General features: G+C 53.8%; 22 protein-coding genes. 16 read left to right on the forward strand and 6 right to left on the reverse strand.

Annotation, left to right across the window (positions count from 1 at the left end; all coding sequences use genetic code 11):
• Window positions 1-108 precede the first annotated feature (108 nt).
• From psiE to ubiA, 3 genes are all read left to right on the forward strand, one after another.
• Window positions 109-516, forward strand: a complete 408-nt coding sequence (gene psiE / locus BV494_RS18580; RefSeq protein WP_104924167.1) for a phosphate-starvation-inducible protein PsiE — start codon at window positions 109-111, stop codon at window positions 514-516.
• An 89-nt stretch (window positions 517-605) separates the two neighbouring features.
• Window positions 606-1,145, forward strand: coding sequence for a chorismate lyase (ubiC, locus tag BV494_RS18585; protein ID WP_104924168.1), 540 nt, complete (start codon window positions 606-608; stop codon window positions 1,143-1,145).
• A gap of 29 nt (window positions 1,146-1,174) precedes the next feature.
• Entirely contained in the window at window positions 1,175-2,053 is an 879-nt protein-coding gene (ubiA, locus tag BV494_RS18590) for a 4-hydroxybenzoate octaprenyltransferase (protein WP_226789986.1), read from the forward strand.
• Window positions 2,054-2,139: 86 nt separating this feature from the next.
• On the opposite strand, the gene plsB is transcribed toward ubiA, so the two are convergent.
• Complete coding sequence (gene plsB, locus BV494_RS18595) at window positions 2,140-4,620, reverse strand: glycerol-3-phosphate 1-O-acyltransferase PlsB (protein WP_104924170.1); 2,481 nt, start codon at window positions 4,618-4,620, stop codon at window positions 2,140-2,142.
• A gap of 138 nt (window positions 4,621-4,758) precedes the next feature.
• On the opposite strand from plsB, the gene BV494_RS18600 reads away from it, so the two are divergent.
• From BV494_RS18600 to BV494_RS18610, 3 genes are all read left to right on the forward strand, one after another.
• Window positions 4,759-5,127, forward strand: coding sequence for a diacylglycerol kinase (locus BV494_RS18600; RefSeq protein ID WP_104924171.1), 369 nt, complete (start codon window positions 4,759-4,761; stop codon window positions 5,125-5,127).
• A gap of 119 nt (window positions 5,128-5,246) precedes the next feature.
• Window positions 5,247-5,855 (forward strand): transcriptional repressor LexA, encoded by a 609-nt coding sequence (lexA, locus tag BV494_RS18605; protein ID WP_104924172.1) that lies wholly within the window; start codon window positions 5,247-5,249, stop codon window positions 5,853-5,855.
• Window positions 5,856-6,240: 385 nt separating this feature from the next.
• Window positions 6,241-6,450: a CsbD family protein gene (locus tag BV494_RS18610; protein ID WP_104924173.1), complete on the forward strand. Its 210-nt coding sequence runs from the start codon at window positions 6,241-6,243 to the stop codon at window positions 6,448-6,450.
• Window positions 6,451-6,617: 167 nt separating this feature from the next.
• Here the strand turns inward: BV494_RS18610 and zur are convergent, their stop codons facing one another.
• Entirely contained in the window at window positions 6,618-7,127 is a 510-nt protein-coding gene (gene zur, locus BV494_RS18615) for a zinc uptake transcriptional repressor Zur (RefSeq protein ID WP_104924174.1), read from the reverse strand.
• 240 nt (window positions 7,128-7,367) lie between these two features.
• Here zur and dusA point away from each other — a divergent pair, with 240 nt between their 5' ends.
• Window positions 7,368-8,411: a tRNA dihydrouridine(20/20a) synthase DusA gene (dusA, locus tag BV494_RS18620; RefSeq protein ID WP_439958367.1), complete on the forward strand. Its 1,044-nt coding sequence runs from the start codon at window positions 7,368-7,370 to the stop codon at window positions 8,409-8,411.
• Window positions 8,412-8,614: 203 nt separating this feature from the next.
• On the forward strand, window positions 8,615-8,851 hold the full coding sequence (pspG, locus tag BV494_RS18625; protein ID WP_104924176.1) for an envelope stress response protein PspG: 237 nt from the start codon (window positions 8,615-8,617) through the stop codon (window positions 8,849-8,851).
• A gap of 383 nt (window positions 8,852-9,234) precedes the next feature.
• Here the strand turns inward: pspG and BV494_RS18630 are convergent, their stop codons facing one another.
• Window positions 9,235-10,224, reverse strand: coding sequence for a quinone oxidoreductase (locus tag BV494_RS18630; RefSeq protein WP_104924177.1), 990 nt, complete (start codon window positions 10,222-10,224; stop codon window positions 9,235-9,237).
• Window positions 10,225-10,417: 193 nt separating this feature from the next.
• Here BV494_RS18630 and dnaB point away from each other — a divergent pair, with 193 nt between their 5' ends.
• Both dnaB and alr read left to right on the forward strand, forming a co-directional pair.
• Window positions 10,418-11,824, forward strand: coding sequence for a replicative DNA helicase (gene dnaB, locus BV494_RS18635; protein WP_101074864.1), 1,407 nt, complete (start codon window positions 10,418-10,420; stop codon window positions 11,822-11,824).
• 108 nt (window positions 11,825-11,932) lie between these two features.
• On the forward strand, window positions 11,933-13,012 hold the full coding sequence (gene alr / locus BV494_RS18640; RefSeq protein WP_104924178.1) for an alanine racemase: 1,080 nt from the start codon (window positions 11,933-11,935) through the stop codon (window positions 13,010-13,012).
• Between the two features lie 3 nt (window positions 13,013-13,015).
• Here the strand turns inward: alr and BV494_RS18645 are convergent, their stop codons facing one another.
• Window positions 13,016-13,795 carry a transporter substrate-binding domain-containing protein gene (locus BV494_RS18645; protein ID WP_104924179.1) on the reverse strand — a complete coding sequence of 260 codons (780 nt, stop codon included), beginning with the start codon at window positions 13,793-13,795 and terminating at the stop codon, window positions 13,016-13,018.
• Window positions 13,796-13,920: 125 nt separating this feature from the next.
• Here BV494_RS18645 and BV494_RS18650 point away from each other — a divergent pair, with 125 nt between their 5' ends.
• From BV494_RS18650 to BV494_RS18665, 4 genes are all read left to right on the forward strand, one after another.
• Entirely contained in the window at window positions 13,921-14,385 is a 465-nt protein-coding gene (locus BV494_RS18650; RefSeq protein WP_104924180.1) for an Lrp/AsnC family transcriptional regulator, read from the forward strand.
• Window positions 14,386-14,649: 264 nt separating this feature from the next.
• A complete protein-coding gene (locus tag BV494_RS18655) occupies window positions 14,650-15,282 on the forward strand; it encodes a YitT family protein (RefSeq protein ID WP_104924181.1) in 633 nt (210 codons plus the stop codon).
• A 147-nt stretch (window positions 15,283-15,429) separates the two neighbouring features.
• Window positions 15,430-16,623 (forward strand): amino acid aminotransferase, encoded by a 1,194-nt coding sequence (locus BV494_RS18660; RefSeq protein WP_104924843.1) that lies wholly within the window; start codon window positions 15,430-15,432, stop codon window positions 16,621-16,623.
• A gap of 150 nt (window positions 16,624-16,773) precedes the next feature.
• Window positions 16,774-17,127: an MmcQ/YjbR family DNA-binding protein gene (locus tag BV494_RS18665; RefSeq protein WP_104924182.1), complete on the forward strand. Its 354-nt coding sequence runs from the start codon at window positions 16,774-16,776 to the stop codon at window positions 17,125-17,127.
• On the opposite strand, the gene BV494_RS18670 is transcribed toward BV494_RS18665, so the two are convergent.
• Complete coding sequence (locus tag BV494_RS18670) at window positions 17,109-18,029, reverse strand: pyridoxamine 5'-phosphate oxidase family protein (protein ID WP_104924183.1); 921 nt, start codon at window positions 18,027-18,029, stop codon at window positions 17,109-17,111. The genes BV494_RS18665 and BV494_RS18670 overlap by 19 nt on opposite strands.
• Window positions 18,030-18,035: 6 nt before the next feature.
• Window positions 18,036-18,656: a glutathione S-transferase family protein gene (locus BV494_RS18675; RefSeq protein ID WP_104924184.1), complete on the reverse strand. Its 621-nt coding sequence runs from the start codon at window positions 18,654-18,656 to the stop codon at window positions 18,036-18,038.
• A 101-nt stretch (window positions 18,657-18,757) separates the two neighbouring features.
• Between BV494_RS18675 and BV494_RS18680 the strand changes: the two genes are divergently transcribed.
• The gene (locus tag BV494_RS18680) at window positions 18,758-19,687 is read left to right on the forward strand and encodes a LysR family transcriptional regulator (RefSeq protein ID WP_104924185.1); all 930 of its coding nucleotides are present in this window, start codon (window positions 18,758-18,760) and stop codon (window positions 19,685-19,687) included.
• 90 nt (window positions 19,688-19,777) lie between these two features.
• A complete protein-coding gene (locus BV494_RS18685) occupies window positions 19,778-20,959 on the forward strand; it encodes an alpha/beta hydrolase-fold protein (protein WP_104924186.1) in 1,182 nt (393 codons plus the stop codon).
• Window positions 20,960-20,995 lie beyond the last annotated feature (36 nt).

Consider the following 20,995-nt stretch of genomic DNA (forward strand, 5'->3'; position numbering starts at 1 on the left):
AATAAAAGGGTTAGCCACAACAGGCTGGCCCTTTTTTAATCCCGCTTTTCCGGCGCGGACTCTGTGGTATTCTGCGGGTATTCATAACAAAAGTGGGATGTAGATCACATGGCAGTATCAAAACGTGCGACGATGGTTTCCGTCATCATGCAGCGAATTTTGAATGTTTTCTTATTGGGGCTGGCCGTTATTCTGATGATTTTTATCGGGCGCGAAACCTACCATCTGGCGATGGTTTTGTTCGTCAATAACGATCAATCTTCATCGTATCTGCTGATAGAGGGGATCGTCATTTACTTCCTCTATTTCGAATTTATTGCGCTGATCATTAAGTACTTTTCATCGGGATATCATTTCCCGCTGCGTTACTTTATTTATATTGGCATCACGGCGATTATCCGCCTGATTATCGTCGACCATAAAAGTCCTTACGACACACTGGTTTACGCCTGCGCCATCCTCGTGCTGGTCGTGACGCTTTACCTCGCTAACGGCGAACGTCTGCGTCGCGAATAAATGAGGCGATTACTGCCTTGCATTCATGCGCTAGAATGCGAGGCAGATAATTAATTGGGGGTATGCATGCCTCCACCCTGGAGCCGTTGATGTCTGATCCCCATTCTCCTGTACAACCCCCGATTCATTGGTTTCAAGATCTGAGTGACGTGCCTGCCGATGTTGCTGACTGGCTGATGGAAATGGGATCCATGACCCGCCGGTTTGAAAAGCAGGGTGTTACCGTCACCGTGAAACCGAAAAACGAGTGCTTTGTGAGCCGCGCTGAACTGGGTGAAAGTGAAGCGCAGCAGTTGCCGGAAAGCGCCCGCTATTGGGTTCGCGAAGTGATCCTGTTTGGCGATGCCGAACCCTGGCTGCTCGGGCGCACGGTGATCCCGGAAGAAACGCTGACCGGGCCGGATCTGGCGCTGGTTGATTTAGGTACAGTGCCGCTGGGGCGTTACCTTTTTAGTGGCAACAACCTGACCCGGGATTATATTCACCTGGGGCAAATAGATACTGAGCAGGGCAGTTTATGGGCGCGTCGCTCGCGACTTTGCCTGTCCGATAAGCCCCTGCTTCTGACAGAAATTTTTCTGCCGGACTCGCCCGTTCACAGCCCAGAGGGCAAAGTGGGCGAGGTATGAGTCAAACCAACCAACAAGGAGAACAGAGAGTGTCAGGAAGTATGACTCAGGGCACCTGGCGGGATTACTGCCGTCTGATGCGCATTGATAAGCCTATCGGTTCTTTACTGCTGCTGTGGCCAACGCTTTGGGCGCTGTGGCTGGCCGGTGAGGGCGCGCCTTCTGCCAAAATTTTACTGGTCTTCGTGCTGGGTGTGTTCTTCATGCGTGCGGCGGGTTGTGTGGTCAATGACTACGCGGACCGTAAATTCGACGGCCACGTAAAACGCACCGCCAACCGTCCGTTGCCAAGTGGCGCTATCACCGGTAAACAGGCGAAAATGTTGTTCGTCGGGCTGGTGCTGGTGTCCTTCCTGCTGGTTCTGACGCTGAACCGGATGACCATTCTGCTGTCCCTCGCGGGGCTGGCGTTGGCCTGGGTTTACCCGTTTATTAAGCGGGTCAGCAACCTGCCGCAGTTTGTATTGGGCGCGGCGTTTGGCTGGGCAATTCCGATGGGTTACGCCGCCGTCAGCGGGACATTACCATTAAGCTGCTGGCTGATGTTCATCGCGAACATTTGCTGGACGGTGGCTTACGACACGCAATATGCGATGGTCGACCGTGATGATGATTTAAAAATCGGCGTGAAATCCACGGCGATTTTATTTGGCCGTTTTGACACGCTGATTATCGGCCTTTTGCAGCTGGCGACGCTGGTTCTGATGGGCATTATCGGCCATCTTTCTCAGCTTGGCGCACCATTCTGGTGGTCATTAGTGCTGGCCGGAGCGTTGTTTGTTCACCAGCAAAAGCTGATTGCCAAACGTGAGCGCGATGCCTGCTTCCTGGCCTTTCGCCAGAACAACTACGTCGGGCTGGTGCTGTTTCTCGGCATCCTGATGAGTTTGTCTGCTTTTAGCTTCTGAGCCATTCAGGCAATAAAAAACGCCCGGTCTTTTTATAAGCCCGGGCGTTTTGCTTTATGGCGTTACCGCAATGACCTTAACGTCAATCAGTGGTCAGTATCGCGCACATCCATCTTCGGCTCGGCCGGAGGTTCGGTTGCCTGAGGCAGCTCAGAAGGCATACCGGCGCTTTCGATGGTGAGTTTGATATCCGACGTCATCAGATCGCTGAGCATGTTGTAAATCTCGCGCGTCTGTTCCTGAATCGCATCGCCACTGTCGCTGATATACCCTTCAGCGCGCAGCGTGCCGACCAGCGTGGAGAACACTGCTTTGTCGAAGAATTCAGGGGCATTAATGCCGTGCAGTACGGACAGACGCTGCGCCATAATCCGGCTCTCTTTTTCCAGCGCACCGCGATTGATGCTTGGATTATTGGTGAGCAGGGAAAACGTAATCGCGTAGCGTTGCAGCGTTTCACGGACACCCGCCGCCAGCAGTTGCAGCGTGCGGATACGCGCCGGGTTCAGCGTCAGCTCGTCGTCTTCCAGATGAATAATCTGCTGACGCGCCAGTTCCAGCGTCAGAATATCCAGCACCTGCGGGAGCTCCGCTTTATCGTAATGCATGAACAGTTCAGCTTTCAGCATCGGATAAATCAGTTCAACCTGGCGCAGCAACTCAGCACGACTCACGTGACGGTGGTGCATCACGATGCTTGAAATCAGTGACGGCAACACCAGCATGTGGTGGATGTTGTTGCGGTAATACGTCATCAGCACCGCTTGTTCGCGCGGCAGAACAATAATGTCGCCAATGTTGTCTTTCTCGACCTGGAACTTGTTCATGTTCAGGGCGTGGTCAAGCAACTGGTCAGCGGTCAGGTCCGGCACGGTTGAATCGGTGTTATACGGCACGTTACGCAGCAGTTGCAGATAGCAGTCGATTTGCTCAGTTAACTGTTCGCGGGTCAGTGAACGCTGACGCGATGCCAGCAGCGCGGTACAACACAGGTTCATGGCGTTTGCTGCCGCTGAGTTGTTGATGCGCACCATAATCTGTTCTGCCAGATCCTGAACCGTTGGCGTCAGCCAGCTCGGGCGTTGCGCTTCGATAGGATCGATAGCTTCGCGCCAGGCCGGGACATGCTGATTCAGATACGTGGTCAGATGCAATGGCTCACCAAAGTTCACATAACCCTGGCCGAGGTTACGCAGCTTGCGTAAACCATTAAGCATTTGGGTCAGGCTTTCTTTTTCTTTGGTGGCACCGCGCAATTCTTTCGCGTAAGTGCCCACTTCCATCACGTGCTCGTAACCGATGTAAATCGGTACCAGCGTGATCGGACGCGAACCACCGCGCAGCATGGCCTGAATGGTCATTGAGAGCGTACCGGTTTTCGGTTCGAGCAAGCGTCCGGTACGCGAACGGCCACCCTCGACAAAGTATTCGACCGAATAACCACGGCTGAACAACTCGCCGAGATATTCACGGAATACCGTCGAATACAGTTTGTTGCCTTTGAACGTCCGGCGGATGAAGAACGCACCCAGGCGGCGGAAAATCGGGCCAGCAGGCCAGAAATTCAGGTTGATACCGGCCGCAATGTGCGGAGGAACCAGCCCCTGATGATAAAGCACGTAGGAAAGCAGCAGGTAATCCATGTGACTGCGGTGGCAGGGCACATACACAATTTCCTGTCCTTCCAGCGCAAGCTGACGCACACGTTCCGCGTTATTGACGTTGATACCTTTATACAGACGGTTCCACGTCCAGCTCAGCACGCGGTCAGAAAGACGCACGGCTTCATACGAGAAGTTAGCCGCAATCTCTTCCATCAGCGCGATGGCGTTTTGCTGGGCTTTTTCATGTGAGATTTTCTTGCTGCGCGCTTCGTCCTCAATGGCTTTTTCGATGGCCTTGGACGCCAGCAGCTTATTGAACAAATCCTGACGCGCCGGCAGACGCGGACCGACTGCCGCCAGACGCTGACGGGAGAAGTGCATACGTGCAACACGCGCCAGTTTCTGGGCAATGGTTTTGTCGGTTCCGTGCTCGGTCGCCATATAGCGCAGTGAAACGGTATTGGAAAAACGGACAAAACTGTCGCGCCCCAGCCACAGCACGGCGAAGAATTTCTGAATGCCGTTCAGCACGCGCAAATGCGGCGTATCGTGGCCTTCGCGACCCGGCGCACGGCCAAACATTACCGATACGGGCAGCATCTGAATGTCTAAATCCGGGTTATTGCGGTGCAAATCCAGGTAATCGTGGAACAGTTTTACCGATTCCTGCTTGGGCGTGTAATAAGAGAAAACACGCGGGCCTTCGGCAATAAAGACGTGGCTTGGCAGCAGCGTTCCGTCGATTTCCAGCGGGATAAGGGGATCAGGCAGATTCTCGGCCAGACATTGCGCGCGCAGCGTCAGCAAATCCGCTTTGGAGTTATAAGGCAATACGTACAGAATTGGCCGGGTCGGGTCTAAGTGCAACTCGGTAACCGGATCTGAAGGTATGACCTTGCTCTTTACCAGCAATGAGAGCGGTAAATTCAATAATGTGTAATAAAGTCTACGCCAACCTGACATAAAAACGTGAAGCCTCTTGTTAGCCATTTCGCCGCAAGGATACCAGAAAGATCAGAGGAGATCTGTGGTGATGAAATACCATTAAACCGCTAAAATGCGCAAAACCCACAGGACAATATCTCAAGGAGCAGTAACAGAATGGCGAACCAAGTCACCGGATTTACCCGCATCTATAAAGCCGCAGGCTATTCCTGGAAAGGTCTGAAGGCCGCATGGCAAAATGAAGCTGCTTTCCGGCAGGAAGCCAGCGTTGCTATCCCGCTCATTTTATTATCTTTCTGGCTGGATGTGAGCAGTATAGAACGCATCCTGCTGATCGGCTCCGTTGTGCTGGTATGTGTGACCGAACTGCTTAACAGCGCCATAGAATCGGCGATTGACCGTATCGGGCCGGAGTTTCACGTCCTGTCAGGACGTGCAAAAGATATTGGCTCCGCCGCCGTACTTCTGACCATCATATTGGCGATTTTTGTCTGGGTCAGCACCTTTTGGCCGCGATGGTTCTGATTTGGAATCTGCATTCCAGGAATTGCCGTTATGCCCTGTTTTTATTCAATCTTAGGTTTTCATTGGCCGTTTAGCTGTATATACTCACAGCTAGACTGTATAAACAACCAGGGGGCGGAATGAAAGCTTTAACGACCAGACAACAAGAGGTCTACGACCTTATTCGCGATCATATCTCCACCACCGGTATGCCACCGACCCGCGCAGAGATTGCATCTCGTCTGGGGTTCCGTTCCCCGAACGCGGCGGAAGAACACCTGAAAGCGCTGGCGCGTAAAGGCGTTATCGAGATCGTTTCCGGTGCGTCGCGCGGTATTCGTCTGCTGATGGAAGAAGAAGAAGGTTTACCGCTGATTGGCCGCGTTGCTGCCGGTGAACCGCTGCTGGCTCAGCAGCACATCGAAGGCCATTACCAGGTCGATCCGGCCATGTTTAAACCGAGTGCGGATTTCCTGCTGCGCGTTAGCGGTATGTCGATGCGTGATATCGGTATTCTGGATGGCGATCTGCTGGCAGTACACAAAACGCAGGATGTCCGAAATGGTCAGGTTGTCGTTGCGCGTATTGATGATGAAGTCACGGTTAAACGCTTGAAGAAACAGGGTAGCATCGTTCAGTTGCTGCCTGAAAACAGCGAATTCCAACCGATTGTGGTTGATTTGCGCGAACAGAATTTCAGCATTGAAGGTCTTGCAGTGGGCGTTATCCGTAACGGCGACTGGATCTAATCTGCGTTCAATCCTTACGTTACAGGTGCGTTAGCCGCCTCTGACGCACCTGTAAGAAACAACATCGCCCCGTTCGGGGCGATGTTGTTTTCAGCCCTGCTGAGAAACCTCTCCCGGCAAAAACCTTACTCTTATGCGCTGTCCGCTGATTTGCCTGTTCAGAGCAAATGTCGGATTTACTTCCTCTGCGCCCTGAATTACCTGCGTTTATCAGTCAGATAGATTTCAATTCCACGTTATTTCCTGCTTTAGATTAATCCTAATAGTGGTCTTTATCGCTGCTTTAGGAAGACTAATTGGTATTCTCTACTAAGCTTTGAAGTGTTAAGGACGGGCTGCAAACAAATATGCAGCGCCACAAACCCAAGGTAACAGGAGATATTTTATGAATAAGGACCAAGCCGACGGTAACTGGAAGCAGTTGAAAGGCAAAGTGAAAGAACAGTGGGGCAAACTGACTGACGACGACCTGACAGTGGTTGAAGGTAAACGTGATCAGCTGGTGGGTAAGATTCAGGAGCGTTATGGCTATCAGAAGGATCAGGCCGAGAAAGAGCTCAAGGAATGGGAATCGAAAAACAAACATCACTGGTAACACGCGACTCCCCCTCGCGTATCAGTGACGTATCCTGAGAATTATTGCTCCTACCCGGAACGCATTCAGGATACGGGTACAAGGATGTACCCACCTTTCAGTTCTACTGCTGTAAACCCATCCGCTTCAATTTCTTACGAAACTCCAGCCAATATAAATCTGATTTATCAGCGTTTTTTCACCACAATGCTGTGGTCATGTTCGCAATGGTCGTGGCTGTCGCAGGTTTCCACGACTTTGCATTCCGCACATAAGCCATGCGCTTCAACAACTGAATGACGCAGCTCAAACCCCGATTCTACCGCCAGTTTCGCCAGACGTTCTTCGATGCCGTCAGTGGTTTTCTCCGTCACCAGCCCGCAGCGGTCGCAGATAAACAATGCGGATGTGTGGCTCGGCTCTTCGAAATGATGGCAAAGTACATAGCTGTTAGCCGATTCAACCCGATGAATAAACCCTTGTTCCAGCAGGAAATCCAGCGCACGGTAAACCGTTGGCGGCTTGGCCTGCGGTTCGCTGACGCGCAGTAAATCCAGCAAATCATAGGCGCTGATCGCACCGGGTTGTTGCGCCATCAGTCGCAAAACTTCCAGCCGCTGTGGCGTAAGACGAACATTGCGCTGCTGGCAAAGTTCTTCAGCTTGTGAAAGTAATTTTTCCGGATTATTCAGGGTCATAGCAACATTCTCTGAGCGCAGATTGGGGTGAATAGGCTACGTCGTGCAGCCATTATTGATTTTATCATGCTTCAGTCAGATCGACGAATTATGCGCCGCTCAGTGTGAGGTTACACGGGTGCACAGCCGCTAAACCGGGCAAGATGCCGAATCTTTGTTCTGTGGTATAATCAGCGATTAACTTCCCCTGGCCGCCGTGCCGGAGGGAGCGCCACGAACCCCTCAGCGAATGTCAGGCCCATGTCAGAAACTCAACACGCAATGCCCCAAAACGCCATGTCCCCAACCCAGCCATTTTCCGCTCAGCGTTTTTCCGTTGCGCCGATGCTCGACTGGACCGACCGTCACTGTCGCCATTTCCACCGCCTGATGACCGGCCAGACGTTGCTGTACACCGAAATGGTCACTACCGGCGCGATCATTCATGGCAAAGGCGATTATCTGGGCTTTGGCGATGCTGAACATCCGGTTGCTTTGCAACTCGGTGGCAGTAATCCGGCCGATCTGGCGCACTGCGCGAAGCTGGCGGAAGAACGCGGCTATGACGAGATTAACCTGAACGTCGGTTGCCCGTCGGATCGCGTGCAGAACGGTATGTTCGGTGCCTGTCTGATGGGTCAGGCGTCGCTGGTGGCGGATTGCATTAAAGCGATGCGAGATGTGGTGTCGATTCCGGTGACCGTCAAAACCCGTATCGGGATTGACGATCAGGACAGCTATGAATTCCTCTGCGATTTCATCCGTCAGGTCTCTGAAAACGGCGGCTGCGATACGTTTATCATTCATGCCCGCAAAGCCTGGCTTTCCGGTCTGAGCCCGAAAGAAAACCGTGAAATTCCGCCGCTGGATTACCCGCGTGTTTATCAGCTTAAGCGTGATTTCTCTCATCTGACGATGGGGATTAACGGCGGCATTAAAACGCTGGAAGAAGCCAAAACGCATCTGCAACACATGGATGGCGTGATGGTGGGGCGCGAAGCCTATCAGAATCCGGGCATGTTGCTGAACGTCGATCAGGCACTGTTCGGCTCTCAGGCGCCGGTGAAAACCGGGCCAGAGATCATCCGCGCGCTGTATCCGTACATCGAAACCGAGCTGAGCAAAGGCACTTATCTGGGTCACATTACCCGCCATATTCTGGGGTTGTTCCAGGGCGTGCCGGGCGCGCGTCAGTTCCGCCGTCATCTCAGCGAAAACGCCCATAAAGCGGGCGCGGGCATTGACGTGGTTGAGCAGGCGCTCTCGATGGTCAGCCAGCCGCAGGAAGCGCCGGTTCAGGCGTAAGCGTCTGCAAAATCGACGTGAGTAAATTCACTATCAGTTAGTCAGATTGACTATATTTTCGCAGGCCGTTTGCGCCTGCGAAATACTTTCCCCTTTTAAATCAGTTAATTATTCATCCCGCCACTCTGGCACGCTTCTTGTAATAGCTTCATCGTGTTTTGACATTACGTCTTACTGCACACTGGCTTATTAAGGAGCACCCGATGCTGGAAATTCTCTTCGTGCTTGGTTTTTTCTTTATGCTGATGCTGACCGGCATTTCCCTGCTGGGTATGGTGGCGGCGCTCATTGTGGCATTTGGTCTGATGATGTTGGGCGGCTTCTTTGTGATTGTTATTAAAATGTTGCCGTGGCTGGTTTTGGCCGTTGCCGCCGTCTGGATTTACCGGACATTTATCAGTCCTGACGAGCCTAAATATCGTCGCCGCCGCTTGCCATAAAGAGAGCGGCAGATAAGTCGACCTCATAACTTCATGAAATAGAAAAGGTTGATGACAGCCTTATGAGCACAAAAAAATGTAAACGTTACATCTATAACTTTTACTTATGTGCTAGCGATCACAAGCTGGATCAGAATGTGCGGTTGAACTGCATAAATCATATTTTTTAACATGGGTGACTGTTAGGATAGATTTCATACGTGGTCAGCAGGCCGCAGACTGAATTCATCAAGTCCGGTGAGGCACACAATAGTCGCATAAGTGACACCGCCCTCCGGATTTACCCGGCAGTACCCTACAGCAGTACCCGTCTGAACGCAGAGGTCGTCTGAATCAGGCAGTAAAAAAGGCTTTCACAATCGTGAAAGCCTTTTTTGCGTCTGTTACTTGCCTGGAATGAGCAGGCTTGAGCCTTGCGTGATGCGGCTTTCCAGCGTTTCGTGGGCGCGTTTTGCTTCGGAAAGCGGGAATTTCTGCGCGTCGCTGACGTCCACTTTAATCGCGCCGCTGGCAATCAGTGAAAACAGTTCGCCGCTGGCTTTCGCCAGTTCTTCACGATTGGTCACGTAGCCATTGAGCGAAGGGCGTGTGACGAACAACGAACCTTTCTGATTGAGGATCGCCAGATCCACGCCTTTTACCGGCCCTGACGCATTACCAAAGCTGACCAGCAAACCCCGGCGTTTCAGGCTGTTCAGCGATTTTTCAAACGTATCTTTGCCGACCGAATCGTAAACCACGCCGACTTTCTCGCCGTTCGTCAGTTCGGCCACGCGGGTGGCGATATCTTCTTTCTGATAGTTAATCGTCGCCCAGGCACCGGCTTCTTTGGCACGTGCGGCTTTTTCATCGGAACCGACAGTCCCGATCAACTTCACGCCCAGCGCTTTTGCCCACTGGCTGGCAATCAGCCCGACACCGCCTGCGGCAGCGTGGAACAAAATGGTTTCGCCCGCCTGCACTTCATGCGTCTGGCGCAGCAAATAGTAGACCGTCAGCCCTTTCAGGAACGACGCCGCCGCCTGTTCAAAGCTGATGGCATCGGGCAGCAGGGCGATTTTTTCCTGCGGCACATTGTGAATTTCACTGTAAGCGCCGAGCGCGGATTGCGCATACACCACACGGTCACCCGGTTTGATGCCGGTCACGTCGCTGCCAATTTTGATGACAACGCCCGCGGCTTCGGTGCCTAAACCGGCCGGGAAACTGGCTGGCGGATACAAACCGCTGCGCACATAGGTATCGATGTAGTTAATACCAATGGCTTTGTTCTCAACCTGAACTTCACCGGCCTGTGGTTCTTGTGGCTGATAATCAACGTATTGCAGAACGTCAGGTGTACCTGTTTCAGAAAACTGGATGCGCTTTGCCATGTTTTTCCCTTGTGATGGAGTCTGTTTTCAACCCTAGGCTAAATGTCTGCGACAATCCAGATTTTAGGCACAGCCGGTTAATACCCTTTTGAAATGAGACATGACAACCTATACTAACGCGCACGTTGGGCTTTCGTTTTTCGGAAGCCTGACGCTCATAAAACAGGCGTTTACAGCAGGAAATAATCCACAGATGGCAGCAAAAAAACCGACCAATCAACAGAACGAAACCCGCGATCGTCAGATGGAAGGCCTGAAGCTTCCGCCGCATTCGCTGGAGGCTGAGCAATCCGTTCTGGGCGGGCTGATGCTGGACAACGAACGCTGGGATAACGTCGCGGAGCGCGTGGTCAGCAATGACTTCTTCAGCCGTCCGCATCGCCTGATTTTCACCGAAATGCAGCGTTTGCTGGAAATGAGCAAACCGATCGACCTGATTACGCTGTCCGAATCGCTCGAACAGAAAGGCGATTTAGACTCGGTCGGCGGTTTCGCCTATCTGGCAGAACTCTCTAAAAATACCCCAAGTGCGGCAAACATCGGTGCTTATGCCGATATCGTGCGCGAACGTGCTGTCGTGCGCGAAATGATTTCTGTCGCCAACGAAATTGCCGATGCCGGTTATGATCCGCAAGGGCGCAGCAGTGAAGACCTGCTCGATTTAGCCGAATCCCGCGTATTCCAGATTGCCGAAAGCCGCGCCAGTAAAGACGAAGGCCCGAAAAGCATCGACCGCATTCTGGAAAGCACGGTGTCCCGTATCGAAGAACTGTTCCAGCGCCCGCACGACGGCGTGACGGGCGTGTCGACCGGTTATGCGGATCTCGATAAGAAAACCGCCGGTCTGCAAAAATCTGACCTGATTATCGTGGCAGCGCGTCCGTCGATGGGTAAAACCACGTTTGCGATGAACCTCGCCGAAAACGCCGCGATGATGCAGGATAAACCGGTCTTAATCTTCAGCCTGGAGATGCCCGGCGACCAGATCATGATGCGTATGCTGGCGTCGCTTTCCCGCGTCGACCAGACCAAAATCCGTACCGGCCAGCTCGACGATGAAGACTGGGCGCGCATTTCCAGCACCATGGGGATTTTGCTCGAAAAACGTAACATGTATATCGATGATTCCTCCGGCCTGACGCCAACCGAAGTCCGTTCCCGCGCACGCCGTATTTTCCGCGAGCACGGCGGTCTGAGCCTGATCATGATCGACTACTTACAGCTGATGCGTGTTCCGGCGCTGTCCGATAACCGTACGCTGGAAATCGCCGAAATCTCCCGCTCGCTTAAAGCGCTGGCGAAAGAATTGCAGGTACCGGTGGTGGCGCTGTCGCAGCTTAACCGAAGCCTGGAGCAACGCGCCGACAAACGTCCGGTCAACTCCGACTTGCGTGAATCCGGCTCCATCGAGCAGGACGCCGACTTAATCATGTTCATCTATCGTGACGAGGTTTATCACGATAACAGTGAAGAAAAAGGCATCGCGCAAATCATCCTCGGTAAGCAACGTAACGGCCCGATCGGCACCGTCCGCCTGACGTTTAACGGGCAGTGGTCGCGGTTTGATAACTATGGCGGCCCGCAATACGACGAAGACTAACGTCTCAGGTTTTTGACTTTATCCCTCCCCTTTCAGAAGGGGAGGTCAGGTGGGGTTTGGTTCTCAACCCCGCTTTCGGAAACTCTCCATTTCATTAAAGGACTCAAAATGAAAGCGGCTACGGCTGTCATTGATCGCCGCGCTCTGCGACACAATCTGCAACGGGTGCGTCATCTGGCACCACAAAGCCGTCTCGTTGCGGTCGTGAAAGCAAACGCTTACGGGCACGGTTTATTGGAAACTGTGCACAGCTTGCAGGATGCCGATTATTACGGCGTGTCCCGGCTCAGCGAGGCGTTATCGCTGCGCAAATCCGGCATCGTTAAACCCATTCTCCTGCTCGAAGGTTTCTTCTCCCCGGATGAATTGCCGCTGCTGGTAGAACATCAGCTGGATACCGCCGTTCACAGCATCGAACAGCTCGACGCGCTGGAAAACGCGCAGCTGGCGCGCCCGCTGAATGTCTGGCTGAAAATCGACACCGGTATGCACCGTTTAGGCGTGCATCCGGCGCAGGCTGAGGCGTTTTATCAGCGCCTGAGCGCCTGCAAAAATGTCGTTCAGCCGGTCAACATGATGAGTCATTTCTGCCGTGCCGATGAGCCTGAAAGCGATGCCACGCCGAAGCAAATGGCCTGTTTTACTGCGTTTGCCGCCGGGAAGCCGGGACACAAATCGATTGCTGCTTCCGGCGGGATCCTGCTCTGGCCGCAGTCGCACATGAGTCTGGTGCGTCCGGGGATTATCCTTTACGGCGTATCGCCGCTGGAAACCGGGGACGCCAGTGATTTTGGCCTGCAACCGGCGATGACGCTGACCTCAAGCCTGATTGCGGTACGTGAGCATTTCGCCGGTGAACCGGTCGGTTACGGCAGCACCTGGACCAGCGACCGCGACACCCGTCTGGGCGTGGTGGCGATGGGGTATGGCGACGGTTATCCGCGCAGCGCGCCGGGCGGAACGCCGGTGCAGGTCAATGCCCGTATCGTACCGCTGGTCGGACGCGTTTCGATGGACATGATCACGGTGGATTTAGGGCCGGACGCGACGGATAAAGTCGGTGATGAAGTCATCTTCTGGGGACAAAGTCTGCCGGTTGAACGCGTTGCACAGGCAACCGGCATCAGTGCGTATGAACTGGTTACGCAGCTCAGCGAAAGGGTCTGCCGCCAGTATATTGGCGACTGACGTTTACTTCTTCACTGCCAGCCACTGGCTGACAATTTGCTGATACTCGCCGGTGGCTTTACTCAGGTGAAGCCACTGGTCGACATACATCTTCCAGCTAATATCATCACGCGGCAGCATGTAGGCTTTCTCGCCATATTGCAGCGGCTTCTTCGGGTTCACCGCACACAGTTTCGGATAGCGTTTCTGCTGATACAGCGCTTCGGACGCATCGGTAATCATCACGTCGGCTTTCTTATCCACCAGCTTCTGGAAAATCGTCACGTTATCGCTCAGCGTCAGCGTGCCTTTTGGCAGATGGCTGTGAACGAACGCTTCATTGGTACCGCCCGCCGGTTCAATCAGGCGCACGGAGGCCGTATTCAGCTGCTCAACGGTCTGGTATTTCCGCACATCTTCGCAACGCACCAGCGGTATTTTCCCGTCCTGATCCAGCACATTGGCGAACCACGCTTTTTGCTGGCGTTTCAGTGTGACGGAAATACCGCCCATCGCGATATCACAATGCCCGGCGTTCATTTCATCCGGCAGGGATTTCCAGGTGACCGGTACCCAGGTCGGCTTCACGCCCAGACTGGCCGCCAGTGATTCCGCCATCGCGATATCAATCCCTTCATATTGGCCGTCTTCCTTCAAAAAGGTGTACGGTTTGTAATCACCGGTGGTACAGACGTTCAGTGAGCCTTTTTGTAATACACGTTCAAGACGGGAAGACGTGGCATCGGCATGCACCAGCGCGGGTATTACGGCGAGGAATGCCAGAGGGTAGAGGATTTTTTTCATTATTCTTTCCTTGAGTTTAAATCATGCGCAAGTATAAGAAAAAACAGCCGATAAGTATTTAACCGGTATAGTCTTTGCAAAGTTAAATCACTATAAACAAAAATTAAAACGACAGGAAAGGTGCTATGTACAGCGTTGATGATTACGACCTGAAAATTCTGACCTTATTACAAACCAACGGAAGACTGACCAATCAGGAATTAAGCGATCTGGTCGGATTGTCGGCATCACAATGCTCACGCCGCCGGATTGGTCTGGAACAGGCGCAGTTAATCCTTGGCTATCATGCGCGTCTGGCACCGGAAGCGCTCGGCCTGGGCATGATTGGTTTGATTGAAGTCAGACTTATCAACCATTTACCTGCGCAGGTTGACGCTTTCCACAGTATGCTTGGTGAAGTCGATGCCATTATTGACGCCTACAAAACCACCGGCGATGCGGACTACTTACTGAAAGTCGCAGTAAAGGATTTAGCCGGTTTGAGCACATTGATCAGCCAAATCCTCTCTGTACACAAAAGCGTGGCGCATGTGAAAACATCGGTTGTGCTTAACCGCTTAAAAGAAAACGGTCTTTTAACCTTAGTCTGATAAATATAACGCCAGCGTAATGAACAAAACCCGCTGTTTATTACGCACTATTATGGTGACTTATTTTGGTGCGCATTCCCGTTTCTGGTGCATGAAAGTGAATTAAAATGCGTAGTCTGTGCATGTAAAGATTAATTAACGCGCCACAAAATCTTATTTTCGTTTTTTAATGCAAATTACGTGCGTAAATATTGCCTTAATTCTCCGACTCCTTAATTATCTCGAAAAGTCTTTTGAGTATCTTTTTCTGGGGAATCGGGAATTATGGCAAGTTTAGACAATATTAAGCCCACCGCTGAACAACCACACCGTGGGCATACGCTGGTTGAAGATGCGCTGGCGATTATCATTGGCACGCTGATGGTGTCATTTGGCGTGGTGATGCTGCGTCAGGTCGGCGCACTGACCGGCGGCACGGCGGGGATGGCGTTTCTGGCGCATTATATTTCGCACGTCTCATTCGGTACGGCCTTCTTTATTATCAATTTACCGTTCTATTATTTATCCATACGCCGCATGGGCTGGCAGTTCACGCTGAAAACCTTCACGGCGGTGGCGCTGGTCTCGGTGTTCTCAGATTTGCATCCGCTGTTCGTTCACTTCGACCATCTCCAGCCTTTCTACGCCACGCTGTTTGCCAACGTCATCATGGGGATTGGTTTTATCGTTCTGTTTCGCCATAAAGCCAGCCTCGGCGGCGTGAATATTCTGGCGCTGTTCCTTCAGGATAAATACGGCATCCGCGCCGGTAAACTCCAGATGGGCGTTGACTGCTGCATCGTGCTGGCGTCGCTGTTTGTGGTCAGTGTTGAAATGCTGATCGCCTCCATTCTGGGCGCGGTGATCGTCAATCTGATTATTGCCATGAACCATCGTCCGGGGCGTTACAGCGTCTGACGCAAAAGCTGTGCGGCTGTACGAAAATTGACAACAATGTTGTCATCTTTTTTAACGAACTTTGATAGTCTGTGAAAGAGCAGCGATGCGCCGGTATGACTGGCGTGGATTGCCGCGCCACTCAACCAAACCAAGGAGATGTATACCGTGTTCCAACATGTTGATGCCTATGCCGGTGACCCGATTTTGTCGCTGATGGAAAGCTTTAAGACCGATCCAAGACAAGACAAAGTGAACCTGAGCATCGGTCTCTATTACGACGAGCAGGGTATTATCCCGCAACTGGCTGCGGTGGAAAACGCAGAGCAGCAACTGAACGCCGGGCCACAGGCCGCATCAGTGTATCTGCCGATGGAAGGCCTGCCAGCATACCGCGCGGGCATTCAGGAACTGTTGTTTGGCGCGGAACATCCGGCGCTGAAACAACAGCGTATCGCCACCATTCAGACCGTCGGCGGTTCCGGCGCGCTGAAAGTGGGCGCTGACTTCCTGAAGTTCTATTTCCCGAATTCTGAAGTTTACGTGAGCGACCCGACCTGGGAAAACCACGTGGCAATTTTTGGTGGCGCGGGCTTCAAGGTGCACACCTATCCGTATTTTGACCCTGAAACGCTGGGCGTAAACTTTGAGGCGATGACTGACCGCCTGAAAACCCTGCCAGCGAAAAGCATCGTGCTGCTGCATCCGTGCTGTCACAACCCGACGGGTTCTGACCTGACGCCAGCCCAGTGGGATCAGGTGATCGAAATTACCAAACAGCGCGAGCTGATCCCGTTCCTCGACATCGCTTATCAGGGCTTTGGCGCAGGCATTGATGAAGATGCTTACGCGATCCGCGCGATGGCGTCTGCCGGTGTGAACTGTTTCGTCAGCAACTCCTTCTCGAAGATCTTCTCCCTGTACGGTGAGCGCGTCGGCGGGTTGTCCGTGGTATGTGAAGACAGCGACGCCGCGGGTCGCGTACTGGGCCAGCTGAAAGCCACCGTGCGCCGCAACTACTCCAGCCCGCCGAATTTCGGTGCGAAAGTGGTGGCGAAAGTCCTGAGCGACAGCGCGCTGAACGCGCAGTGGAAAGCCGAAGTAGAGAAAATGCGCACGCGTATTCTCGAAATGCGCCACACGCTGGTCGACAGCCTGAAAACCGCGTTGCCGGGTCGTAATTTTGATTACCTGCTGCAACAGCGCGGCATGTTCAGCTACACCGGGTTCAGCGAAGACCAGGTTGTCCGTCTGCGTGAAGAATTCGGCGTTTACCTGATCCTCAGCGGCCGCGTGTGTATGGCAGGTCTGAATCACCATAACGTGAAACAGGTCGCCGAAGCCTTCGCAGCGGTGCAATAACGCCCCGTTTTACACGAAAAGGGCTGACAGCGATGTCAGCCCTTTTTCGTATTTGCGATCCCATCCCTTTCTTTTTCGCCATGTTGCTGCACACTAAATAGACGATTTCGGTGATGGGATCGTTCACCTCAGAGACGGAGAAAGGCCAAAATGACCAGTTCGGAATTGCTCGACTACTGCCTGGGAAAACCCGGAGCAGAGCAAAGTACGGAGAATCAGTCCGGTGCGGATCAGATCAAAGTGGGCGGCGTGATGTTCGCGATGTTCTGCGATTGTCAGGGATTTGAAGCCGTTTCGCTAAAAACCAGCCTCGAAATGGCCGGAAAGCTGCGCGCAGAACATACCTGTATTCTTCCCGGCGAGAACCTCAACAAAGCGCACTGGAATACCGTCGTGCTTGATGGCAGTTTGCCGGATTCACAGTTTTATTCCCTGATCGACAGTTCCTACAAAATGGTCGTTTCCGCGTTGCCGGAAAACACCCGTCACGAATTTGGCGTCTGAACGCCGGGCCACTGGCCGGTACCCGACGTCGCGGGCGAATAATCCGGTGCTTCTCCGCGCCACGGCAGCGCTGCGCGAAAGCGCCACACGCGGGTGATATCCAGACTCCAGTAACGTTCCGCGCCAGACGGACCGGGGATTTCCTCCGGCTGCCAGTGAATGTGGGTGTGTCCCTGTAAATGCAGAATATCGCCGCTCAAGAAATCGATAAACAGCAGCGCGGCGCGGGGCTCGGCCAGCAGATTTCCCAGCGTATTCATGTACTGATTTCCGCGATAGTCCGGCACCCAAAGCCGGTTTCCCACCAGATGCGCAAACCCCGGCTGCCCGCCGCGGTGCGACACATCGGTTCCGCCATGCGCGTGGCTGGCGATGAAAAAAGTATCCGAACGCGCAATCAGCGAGCGGGCGTCTTCGTCCGGTTCCGTCATGTCCTCGCGCGCGGGCAGCGGTTTGTGTAACGGAACGTCCGTCAGTTTGCGGATCTGAATATACTTCGGACAGTTGCCAAAACTCTGATCGATGAGGATCTCGATCCGGTTTTTGTCCATGCGGCCGATCCTGCCGTTTGCCCGGTTTCGTCTGCGGTTGGAGAAATCGATCCCCAGCGCGCCGACCTCTTTCCCCGGTTCCAGCGCGGCCTGCGCCGGATCGTCGGGACGCCGTGGTGCGTTCACCCGCAAATGGTTGTCATCCGGCGCGCGGATAAATCCGGCGGGACCGGTCAGGATCGTCGCCACCGGCCAGCCATTCTCATCCAGCGTGGCGATAAACAAGTAAGGCAGCGCCGCGAAAAATAACCGGTGCTGTTCCGGCATAGCCTCGCGTATCCCGTGCGCGGACACATCGAAACCCGCCAGATCTTGCGCCAGAATTTCCCCGGCATGGAATACGCTTTTCATGGCGGTTTACAGCGCTCTTTCGGGCAACGGCAGCGCAGGAAGCGGCGTGAAACCCGGCAGATTTTCAATCCGTTTCAGCCAACGGCGGATCGCCGGATAATCTTCCAGCGAAACACCGCCTTCCGGCACCGCGGCGATATAGCTGTAGCAGGCCAGATCGCCAATCGTGGCGCGATCGGTCGCCAGAAACTCATGCGTTTCAACATGCTTTTCCAGCTGCGGCAGGAATTTCGCCGTCAGCGCCAGCGCGTAGTCATAAGGTTCCGGTGCAGAAAATTGTTTCACCATCCGCGTGGAAGCCGGGCCAGAACGGACTTCACCGGCGGCGCGGGATAACCATTTCTGCACTTCCGCCGCTTTCAGCGGATCTTCCGGCAGCCAGTGACTGTCCGGCGCGTAGCGTTTCACCAGATACACCAGAATGGCGTTGCTGTCGGTGATGACGTGTTCGCCATCGACTAAAACAGGCACCTGTTGCAACGGATTCAGGTGAGAAAATTCTTCGGTTTTGCGTTCGGCGGCACCGGCTTCTTTCAGCTCAAAAGGCAGATTGAGCATCTTAAGTAACAACGTGACGCGGTGGCAGTGGCCGGAAAGCGGCGTGCCGAAAAGCTGGATGGCGGGCATGGAATGTCTCCTTTGTCTGTGTCGTATAAATATTACTCTTGCGTGAAATGATTGTGATCTACGAAGATTGAAATTGAGTGTTTCACTTTGTGGAAGAATCTATGGACCGTTTGGACGAAATGGCGATTTTTGTCGCCGTACTTCAGTATGGCAGCCTGGCGGAAGCCGCCCGTAAACTTCACCGTTCGCCACCGGCGATCACGCGCGCGATTGCCTCGCTGGAACACCGCTTCGGTGCGCGGCTGGTTGAGCGCACCACCCGCAGCCTGGCACCGACAGAAGCGGGCGCACGGCTGGCCGAAAAAGCACGGCTGTTGCTCAGCCAGTATCAGGACGCCGTGGAAGACACCGCTGAAACTCAACTGAGCGGCCTGTTGCGGCTGACGGCACCGGTGCAGTTCGGGCGTAAACACGTTGCGCCGCTGGTGATGGAATTTCTCGAACAGAACCCGGACATGCAGATTGAGATGATGCTCAGCGACCGGAATCTGGACTTAATCGACGAAGGGCTGGATCTGGCGGTGCGCATCGGGCATCAGGAAGATTCGGGCAAAGTGGCGCGTAAAGTGGCCGACGTCACCCGCGTGCTGGTCGCCAGCCCGGCGTATCTGGCGCAGCACGGCCTGCCGCAGCATCCGTCAGATCTCGCGACGCATCAGACCATCATGGGCACGTTGCGCACACAAATCCGCGAATGGCGGTTCGGACCGCACGAAGACGATCTGCGCGTCCGGCTTTCGCCGCGTTTGCTGCTCAATGATGTCGAATCCCAGCTGCTGGCAGTGCGCAGCGGGCGCGGGATTGCGCGGTTGCTGTCGTATCAGGTGAGCGAAGATTTGCAGGCCGGAAGCATGATCAGGCTGCTGACGGATTTCGAACCGCTGCCATTGCCGGTTCAGCTGGTGGCGCAGCAGGTGCAGCAAATGCCGCGCAAAGTCCGGACATTTTGGGACTTCGCTTTTCAGCGTCTGAGCGTGCTGCCGCAACTGCATCCTTTAAAGGGTGACGCGGGTCACGATTCTTTGTTGTAAAAATAATCTACTCTGAGAGTTGTGCAAAAACAGTGAGTTACTTCAGGACAGATTGTCCGTTTGCTCACGCCAACCCAGAAGGAAAGGATGATGACCCGTAACCGGCTGAATCTCGCCACGCTTTTGATACTGGCGCTCAGTGCGCCGCTGCCCCTCACCGTTGCCGCGCAAAGCCTGCCGCAGGACGCCGACGCGTCTGTTCCGGCGAAGAACTACATCACGGCGGTGAACCCGGATCTCACCATCACCTACCGGCTGTATGCGCCCGCTGCGCAGCATGTGGACGTGGTGACCGGCGCAACCCCGGTGACTTACATTCCGCATCAGATGACTAAAGACGATAAAGGCGTCTGGAGCTGGACGTCGGATAAGCAGAAACCCAATCTCTACGAATACTTCTTCAACGTGGATGGCCTGCGGATTGCCGATCCGGGCAGCGCAATGCCGAAACCGCAGCGTCAGGTGAACACCAGCCTGATACGGGTGCCGGGCAGTATTCTGGATGTGAGAAACGTGGCGCACGGCGAAGTCCGCACGCTGACCTATCACTCTGCGGCGCTCAATGCTGAACGTCAGGTCGCGGTCTGGACGCCACCGGGTTACACCGATGCTTCGTCACCGCTGCCGGTGCTGTATTTCTATCATGGCTTTGGCGATACCGGCCGCTCGGCGCTGGATCAGGGGCGCATTCCGCAAATCATGGATAACCTGCTGGCAGAGAAAAAAATCGTACCCATGCTGGTTGTCATTCCTGATACGGAAACCGACGCCAAAGGCGTGGTCCCGGAAGATTACGTCACTAAAGATCGTCGCAAAGAATTCTATCCGCGCAATGCGGCGGCGGCAGATAAAGAGCTGACAGAAGACATTATCCCGCTGATTTCAAAAACCTTCCGCGTGCGCGATGACGCGGCAGGGCGGGCGTTAGCCGGACTTTCGCAGGGCGGTTATCAGACGCTGGTCAGCGGCATGACGCATCTTGACCAGTTCGGCTGGCTGGCAACATTCAGCGGCGTCAGCACGACGACCGTACCCAACGCAGAGGTTGAAAAACGTTTCGCCGAAGCCGATAAAATCAACGCGCAGCTGAAAAACTTCACGGTCGTTGTCGGGGAAAAAGACGTGGTGACGGGCAAAGATATTGCGGGACTGAAATCAGAACTTGAGCAACGTAAGATTAAGTTCGATTACCACGAATACCCGAATCTCGGTCATGAAATGGACGTCTGGCGTCCGGCGTACGCGGAGTTTGTGCAGAAGATATTTAAATAAGCTGTAGCGGGAATGCGGATTGGTTTTAGCTCCTCC

The sequence above is a fragment of the Rahnella sikkimica genome (assembly GCF_002951615.1).
GTDB classification, from domain to species: Bacteria; Pseudomonadota; Gammaproteobacteria; order Enterobacterales; family Enterobacteriaceae; genus Rahnella; species Rahnella sikkimica.

What these genes read in the sequence shown, in the direction of transcription:
- psiE (WP_104924167.1), top strand. Translation starts at nt 109, where the DNA reads ATGGCAGTATCAAAACGTGCGACGATGGTTTCCGTCATCATGCAGCGA.
- ubiC (WP_104924168.1), top strand. Translation starts at nt 606, where the DNA reads ATGTCTGATCCCCATTCTCCTGTACAACCCCCGATTCATTGGTTTCAA.
- plsB (WP_104924170.1), bottom strand. Translation starts at nt 4,620, where the DNA reads ATGTCAGGTTGGCGTAGACTTTATTACACATTATTGAATTTACCGCTC.
- BV494_RS18600 (WP_104924171.1), top strand. Translation starts at nt 4,759, where the DNA reads ATGGCGAACCAAGTCACCGGATTTACCCGCATCTATAAAGCCGCAGGC.
- lexA (WP_104924172.1), top strand. Translation starts at nt 5,247, where the DNA reads ATGAAAGCTTTAACGACCAGACAACAAGAGGTCTACGACCTTATTCGC.
- BV494_RS18610 (WP_104924173.1), top strand. Translation starts at nt 6,241, where the DNA reads ATGAATAAGGACCAAGCCGACGGTAACTGGAAGCAGTTGAAAGGCAAA.
- zur (WP_104924174.1), bottom strand. Translation starts at nt 7,127, where the DNA reads ATGACCCTGAATAATCCGGAAAAATTACTTTCACAAGCTGAAGAACTT.
- dusA (WP_439958367.1), top strand. Translation starts at nt 7,368, where the DNA reads ATGTCAGAAACTCAACACGCAATGCCCCAAAACGCCATGTCCCCAACC.
- pspG (WP_104924176.1), top strand. Translation starts at nt 8,615, where the DNA reads ATGCTGGAAATTCTCTTCGTGCTTGGTTTTTTCTTTATGCTGATGCTG.
- BV494_RS18630 (WP_104924177.1), bottom strand. Translation starts at nt 10,224, where the DNA reads ATGGCAAAGCGCATCCAGTTTTCTGAAACAGGTACACCTGACGTTCTG.
- dnaB (WP_101074864.1), top strand. Translation starts at nt 10,418, where the DNA reads ATGGCAGCAAAAAAACCGACCAATCAACAGAACGAAACCCGCGATCGT.
- alr (WP_104924178.1), top strand. Translation starts at nt 11,933, where the DNA reads ATGAAAGCGGCTACGGCTGTCATTGATCGCCGCGCTCTGCGACACAAT.
- BV494_RS18645 (WP_104924179.1), bottom strand. Translation starts at nt 13,795, where the DNA reads ATGAAAAAAATCCTCTACCCTCTGGCATTCCTCGCCGTAATACCCGCG.
- BV494_RS18650 (WP_104924180.1), top strand. Translation starts at nt 13,921, where the DNA reads ATGTACAGCGTTGATGATTACGACCTGAAAATTCTGACCTTATTACAA.
- BV494_RS18655 (WP_104924181.1), top strand. Translation starts at nt 14,650, where the DNA reads ATGGCAAGTTTAGACAATATTAAGCCCACCGCTGAACAACCACACCGT.
- BV494_RS18665 (WP_104924182.1), top strand. Translation starts at nt 16,774, where the DNA reads ATGACCAGTTCGGAATTGCTCGACTACTGCCTGGGAAAACCCGGAGCA.
- BV494_RS18670 (WP_104924183.1), bottom strand. Translation starts at nt 18,029, where the DNA reads ATGAAAAGCGTATTCCATGCCGGGGAAATTCTGGCGCAAGATCTGGCG.
- BV494_RS18675 (WP_104924184.1), bottom strand. Translation starts at nt 18,656, where the DNA reads ATGCCCGCCATCCAGCTTTTCGGCACGCCGCTTTCCGGCCACTGCCAC.
- BV494_RS18680 (WP_104924185.1), top strand. Translation starts at nt 18,758, where the DNA reads ATGGACCGTTTGGACGAAATGGCGATTTTTGTCGCCGTACTTCAGTAT.
- BV494_RS18685 (WP_104924186.1), top strand. Translation starts at nt 19,778, where the DNA reads ATGACCCGTAACCGGCTGAATCTCGCCACGCTTTTGATACTGGCGCTC.